This window comes from Moorena sp. SIO3E8 (assembly GCF_010692445.1).
Lineage (GTDB): Bacteria > Cyanobacteriota > Cyanobacteriia > Cyanobacteriales > Coleofasciculaceae > Moorena > Moorena bouillonii.
In genome coordinates, this window is record NZ_JAAHHM010000222.1 from 1 (window position 1) to 7,086 (window position 7,086).

General features: G+C 42.8%; 3 protein-coding genes and 1 pseudogene. 2 read left to right on the forward strand and 2 right to left on the reverse strand.

Annotated features, from left to right (window positions below):
* Positions 1-164, forward strand: a pseudogene (locus F6K46_RS37080) (IS4 family transposase); the annotation flags it as partial.
* Positions 165-213: 49 nt separating this feature from the next.
* Positions 214-1,836, forward strand: a complete 1,623-nt coding sequence (locus F6K46_RS37085; RefSeq protein WP_293067761.1) for an ABC transporter substrate-binding protein — start codon at positions 214-216, stop codon at positions 1,834-1,836.
* Positions 1,837-1,928: 92 nt separating this feature from the next.
* On the opposite strand, the gene F6K46_RS37090 is transcribed toward F6K46_RS37085, so the two are convergent.
* Both F6K46_RS37090 and F6K46_RS37095 read right to left on the reverse strand, forming a co-directional pair.
* Positions 1,929-3,563, reverse strand: coding sequence for a dynamin family protein (locus F6K46_RS37090; RefSeq protein ID WP_293067764.1), 1,635 nt, complete (start codon positions 3,561-3,563; stop codon positions 1,929-1,931).
* A gap of 1,396 nt (positions 3,564-4,959) precedes the next feature.
* Positions 4,960-6,852: an alpha-amylase family glycosyl hydrolase gene (locus F6K46_RS37095; protein ID WP_293067767.1), complete on the reverse strand. Its 1,893-nt coding sequence runs from the start codon at positions 6,850-6,852 to the stop codon at positions 4,960-4,962.
* Positions 6,853-7,086 lie beyond the last annotated feature (234 nt).

Consider the following 7,086-nt stretch of genomic DNA (forward strand, 5'->3'; position numbering starts at 1 on the left):
GGAGACATAGCAGTTTTTACATTGGTTTATATGGTCAAACCTGGGTAAAGTTTAAGGATTGTTGTCTAGAATTAGTAACCGAATTAATGAGACTCAATCCTAATAAACGAAAGTATTATCAACGAGGTATAAGGGCTAGGTTGCTTATAGAATCTGCATTTTAGCTTATTTCGTCGCCCCCTCAGTCCTAAAGCACAACCTTGGCGTTGGCCAGTGTCAGAATCATTTGAAGAAACTGCACCACCTATAGAGGAAGCACCATCTGTAAACCGTTGGATAAAATTAGCCTTAGCCACTGTTGCGATCCTTAGCATTTATGGAATTTATAAAATTGCCACAGAGCCTAACCCACTAGGAGACAAGATTAGTTATGGAGAGGAAATACTGGATACAACCTCTGCACCATACTTCAAGCAACGGAGTGTGAAGTTACTAGCCAAGTGTCAGGAGCCATTCAGAAATTATTTAGGAATTTGGCATCAAGAAACCAGGGAAAAAGTTCGGAATTGCTTTTGGACAAAAGCTCACTATAAAACAGCTGTTAAGTTACTTAAACAATCCTGGCAACAGAATGGAGCGGATCCGGAAACATTAATTTACTTGAATAATGCGCTACTGGAAGCTGAAGGAAAAAAATATTATACAATAGCTGTTACAATTCCCATGATTGACACCCCAACTCAATCAGTAAAAGATGCCAATGGTGCTAAAGAAATTCTGCGAGGAATTGCCCAAGCTCAAACTGAAGTTAATTTGGGACTCTTTGAAGTCGATAACGAACTGATTCAGCGATTTCCAGGTAAAGATTTCCTGATCGCGAAGCGTGGCCAACGGCCTTACCCTAAAGGGATTAATAATAGGATTGGACTCAGAGTCGTAATTGCTGATGATGCCAATCGTGAAGAGGAGGCGAAAGCAAGAGCAAGCTTATTGGTGAAGCAATCGAGTATTCTAGGAGTCATCGGTCACTGGACTAGTGAAACAACTCTTGCCGCTGTAGATACTTATCAAAATGGGAAGCTGGTATTGATTGCTCCCTATGCCATGACAACAGAACTCACAACTAACCCTAGAAATTTTTTATTTCGGACTGTACCTACTACTGAAGACGAAACTGATAGTTTAGTTGAGCACCTACTTAAGATAGGTCAACGCCAAGCGGCAGTTTTTTACACTCCTCAAAGCCCATTTAGTAGCTATGGATGGCAGAAATTCAAACAAAAATTTTACGCCAAGGGAGGAAGGATCATACAAGTCCGAGAGGATGATTTATCCAAAAGTAACTTCAACGCCAACAAAGCCCTAGAGGAAGTAAGGAAATATGGGGAAACCCCCTTGGTGTTACTTCCAGATGGTCAAGTCACTGATGCTTTGGAGAATTCCATTGAGTTAATCAAAGCTAATAACGGTCGTAATTTGATAGTAGGGGGATGGAATCTCTATAGTCCCCAGACTCTAAGCATCGGAGATTTAAAGCCATTGGAGAAAGTAGTTTTATTTGTTCCCTGGCATCCCCGAAGCAGTCCTAACCAAAAATTTACTGAAGACACTAGGAAATTGTGGCATGGACCAGTAAATCCGACCACAGCTACCACCTATGATGCCACTCGTACCTTAATTCAGGCGTTAGAAATGTCAAAGAAACCGACACGTAAGGGTATCCAGAAAACATTAGCAAGTCCTGGTTTTAGTGCCGATGGCGCAACAGGAACCATTGAGTTTACATCCAACGGTGATCGCAAGAATCCTCCTGGAGAATTAGTTCATATCGTGCCTTGTTCCAAGAGCTTCTTTGGTTTAGCCTTTGTGCCCCTTGAGTATTCTTCTTGTGATTGAAAGTATTAAGATATTAGCTATCAGCATTCAGCATTCAGCATTCAGCGATCAGCCAAAGGCTGACAGAATTCTTAATTCTTAATTCACCATTCTTAATTCAATCTTTCCAAAACACTATTTAATAACTGCAGCTGATAAACCTGGCTGCTGACATCCTGTGGTTCTTGATTTCTTGGCAAACTGATCACTTTCTCTGCCTTGGTTTGATACTGACGCACCATCGAAAAAGCTTCTTTACTGAAACAAGTCAGATAATCCTGAGCTGCATTACTTAAGGCTTGGGCTACTTGATGGTCATAAGAATCAGCGGATGAATTTGACTTATCTTTCTTTGCCCCTTTACTGAGGATATAGCTAGCTCCTCCAGCCATAGCTGCGCCCACTTTACCTTTTAAAGCCAAACGGATTCCAGTAGAAAGAGCAATTGGGATAACTTTCTTTAACTCCTCGGAAGAGTCGGGAGGCTCAGGTATAATAACTTGGGGAGTATCGGGAACGGAAATGATTAGCTTACCAGGGGACTGATGCTCAAAAAACTCACAAGCTTTATCAACCCATTCCTGGATTGCTTGTTGATATTCATCAATGTCTTGTTGGAATTGTGCTTGCCAAGGGTTAAATTCCCCTTGCTGAAGTGCTGTCACCAGTTTCGATTGATAGCGTTCTAACAGTTTGGGCAAATAGAGCCAACTCTCGAAATCAGAAACAGCGGCTTGGAATCCTTGTTTAATCAATTTCTGAGCTTTTTGTTGTAGCTCAAGTTTAGCCTGATGCTTCTGTTGGACAGTTTCTAATTCTGAGTTGATGACTTGGATTTTAGACTGTAGTGCTGCTTTAACTTGAGTTGCGATCGCATCCACACGATCCAGCCGAACCGTTGTCTTTTCCCGTTGAGCAGCTACCATACTTTGCAGTGCTGATTCAAACATCGCCAATCCAGTCGTATGTGCTTGCTCAGATAATCCTTTTAGTCTAGCTCTTAAAGCAGGTAGAGCATCAACGCGATACAAATTACTAAGGGTATTCGGTAATTCCGACCGAAAACTTTCCGCTACAAACCGTAGCCTAGTCTGGACTTCTTTTTGCTGATTAGGTTCCAATAAATTCAGGAAATTGACTACAAAAACAACAGTCTTGATTCCTCTATCTATTAACCAATCTCTCAGGTTTTCCCGCTCACCCAAAGTCATCAGCTGGCGACCATCCAGTACTTGAACTACTAAATCTGCCGTTAGCAGTTGGTCGCGCACTAATTTATCCTGAGCTTCCCGGTCATTTGTTCCTGGTAAATCCAGAAATTCTACACCAGTTTTTAGGAAGGGATGGGGACAGTAAACGTCTACCGAAGCGACATCAGAGCGCATACACCGTTGCTCATCTAAGATAGCATAGCGCTTCAAGACCTCTGTGCTATTTTCACTAATTTCTGTGCCATCAGTCAGGGTAATTCGAGTATGCAATTCTTCTCCATATCGGATATGAATTGCAGCCCCTGTAGTGGGAATTAGACCAATGGGCAGAGTGCGCTTTCCTAGCAAAGCATTGAGCAAGGTGGATTTGCCATAATTAAACGGACCAAAGACAGCAATCCTAAATGTGGGATTTTCTAAATGGTCGCACAGGGCAATCACATCCTTTCGCAAGGGTGAGTCTTGCTCCAAATCAAGCAGACCGATAGCAGACCTAAGAGAATTAACAACAGACTGATAGATTTGCTGATCTTCCATGACAAGTTGTGTTAAGTAATTGGTCTGTGGTTCTACTCCTCGACTTGAACCCAGCACTAAGCACGGTAGCAAATACAGTATAGCCAAAAAAAATAAGAGAGCCGTTCGTTTGACTCTCTTGATCATCAGGGTGCATCTACTGATCTAAGTATAGCCAGATAAATGTGGGGTGCAACCCCTCACCCCTTTAACCAAGCAAAATGTTACAAAACTTAATAGTGTGCATCGGCTTAATGATTGGGATGAAGGTTACGCACCGCTTCAAACCTATCACTTCAAATATGTAAAGAACTATTAAGACATCTCAAAAAAAATAAGAGAGCCGTTGGTGTGACTCTCTCGATCATCAGGGTGCATCTACTAATCTAAGTATAGCCAGATAAATGTGGGGTGCAACCCCTCACCCCTTTAACCAAGCAAAATGTTACAAAACTTAATAGTGTGCATCGGCTTAATGATTCCGATCAAGCTTACCAACTCATGCAGCAACCACCATTTGACTTGAAACCCCTCACTTCAAACACCATTAGAATTTTTCAGCAATCTCAAAAAAAAATAGAGAGCCGTTGGTGTGACTCTCTCGATCATCAGGGTGCATCTACTGATCTAAGTATAGCCAGATAAATGTGGGGTGCAACCCCTCACCCCTCTAAGCAAGCAAAATGTTAAAAAACTTAATAGTTTGGTGAGGCTTAATGATTGGGATGAAGGGTACGCACTGCTTCAAACCTATTCAAATAAGTAAATAACTCTTAAGACATCTCAAAAAAAATAAGAGAGCCGTTGGTGTGACTCTCTCGATCATCAGGGTGCATCTACTGATCTAAGTATAGCCAGATAAATGTGGGGTGCAACCCCTCACCCATTTAAGCCAGTAAAATGTTACAAAACTTAATAGTGTGCATCGGCTTAATGATTCTGATCAAGCGTACGCACTCCCAAAGCAACCACCAGTTGACTTGAAACCCTTGACTTCAAACACCATTAGAATTTTTCAGCAATCTCAAAAAAAATAGAGAGCCGTTGGTGTGACTCTCTCGATCATCAGGGTGCATCTACTGATCTAAGTATAGCCAGATAAATGTGGGGTGCAACCCCTCACCCCTCTAAGCCAGCAAAATGTTACAAAACTTAAGAGTGTGCATCGGCTTAATGATTCCGATCAAGCCTACCCATTCATGCAGTAACCACCAGTTCCCTTCAAACCGCTGACTTCAAGCACCATTAGAACTGTTAAGCCCTCTCAAAAAAAAATAGAGAGCCGTGCTTGTGACTCTCTTGATCATCAGGGTGTATCTACTTAATCTCAGTATAACAAAATAAATGTGGGGTGCAACCCCTCACCTAGCCAGGCCAGTAAAATGTTATAATTATCGATAGTTTTGCGGTAGAATCCCTAGGCCAAAATCATCATGCCACTAGGAGGTAAGTCAATCCTGACGGTTGCCCTACCCTCGTCATGTTGAACGATTACAGTTTGATTCTGGGGTGGATTGCGTAATTGAGAGTTACTCCAGTAACTGTTGTAGAGCAGAGTAAGGGTTGACCCATGGGGGTGTAGTGAGGCATCAATGGTGACGTATGCACCACGGTTTTCAGTGCCATGGGTGTTTAAGGCAACCAGAATTTCTTGATTGTAGAGAATCCTTGACCAAGCAATTAATTCTCCAGCATCAGGAATAGCAAAAGGTTTGCCGAGATAGGAGGTTTCTCGGAGGTATTGACGACCCCCACGTAGGGTTTTACCAATCAGATCTGGTTGACCAATCAGATCTGGTCGATTCCGGAGGTTTGCGATCGCAGAAATTCTGAGATAGGTGGGATGGTCTGGGTCAAAGAAGTGACAGCCACTGGTTTCAAATGCCCCAAAGCTACCCCCAAACATCGATTCACGAATATAGCGATCGCTATTGGAAATGTTGCCATACTCATTGATTGGTTCAACACTAGGGTCATGGCGGTTTTCTGTGCCATCAAATGCTTGTTCAGTACCGTAATAGATACAGGGTATACCCAACGTGGTCAGTTGCACCCCTACCGCATGGGCTATTTGCTGGTATTTACTGGGAATAGAGTTATTAGCAGCAAACCGATGCTTGCGATCGCGTCCAACCATATCATGGTCATCTAAGATCGAAACATGATACCGTCCCGTTTCCCGGTGACTACCAAGGATATTATGATCCTCAAATTGACCAAAAAACTCCCTTGGCGGTGTTAATCCTTTTACCATCTGTGCTAATCGCTTTGTGGGTTCCCCAATATCAAGCACAGCATCCAAATTGCGACCAAATACTTCCAGGTAGTTGCGGGACATATGAGCCCCATCGGTTACTTCTCCCAACAGTAGGATGTTATCCTTACCAATCGATTCCGCATATTCCCGGATAGCACCACAAAAACTACGGGAAACTTCCCAAGGAATATGCTTAACGGTATCAATGCGAAATCCATCGCAGTCACTTAGGGCAATCCAGTATTGATAGACTTTAATAATCCCTGCTAAGACTTCCGGTTTAGCCAAATTAATGTCTTTTAAATCAAAGAAATCTCCTCGGCGAAATTCTAGATCTGGATGCAGTTTGTCTTCCCAAGGGTCTGCACCCCATTCGTTAATATGACCAGCACGAGTGTACCAATCCATGTTTTGAAATTCTTGAGGCCATACCCCATCAATTTCTGTAGTGATTTGGGGAATTGCAATACCCGTGCCAGAACGCCAACTATGAAATGGATAAGGTGGTTCAAAACGGTAGGGAAGGGTAGCCTGAGGATTATCATTCTCGTTTTTGTAGAAAAAGTTATTCCCACTGTGGTTATAAATGATGTCTAAGATCACATACATTTCCCGCTCATGGGCAGCATCTACTAAATCCCGTAAATCCTGACGGCTGCCAAATCGGGGGTCAACCTCTAGGAAATTTTGAATCCCGTAGCCGTGATAGGTGTCTAGTTCAATCCGTTGTCGCCAAACTGGACCAATCCAAAGGGTAGTGACACCTAATTGTTTCAAGTAGTCCAATTTACTTTCGATTCCCTTGAGGGTACCCCCTTGAAACCGTTTTCCCTGGCTCATCCAGTCACCTTTATTTTTGGCTTTAAATTGGTTTGGATTACTACGGTCAAACTGTTTCCGCTCTAGTTCTAACCCATCACTGAATCGGTCAGGTAGCAGAAAGTATAGAATCTGGTCTCGCCAAGTAATGGGACTGGGATAAACATTGCCCCTCGGTTGCAGGTTGGCCTCAGCAAGGGTTTGGGGAGAGCATGGTTCAACTGGAGTAGACACGATGGAAACCTTTGGTGAATCGATGTTCGTTTCTTTAACGGTATACACCAGTAGATAATTATATTCCGCAAAAGATTAGGGGGAGTCGGGAATCGGGAGTCGAGAGTCTTTCAAGGGTATGTTTTTAAGATTCATCCAGGGGCAGGAGAAAAATCGGGAATAAATCTACCTGTAGGTAAAGGCATGCCCTTAATCGCAGATGCCAAAATTCTTAAAAATCCTCGTCTGAAACAA

Bases quoted from the DNA above. Each gene is read 5' to 3' on its own strand.
- F6K46_RS37090 (WP_293067764.1), bottom strand. From the start codon at position 3,563: ATGGAAGATCAGCAAATCTATCAGTCTGTTGTTAATTCTCTTAGGTCT.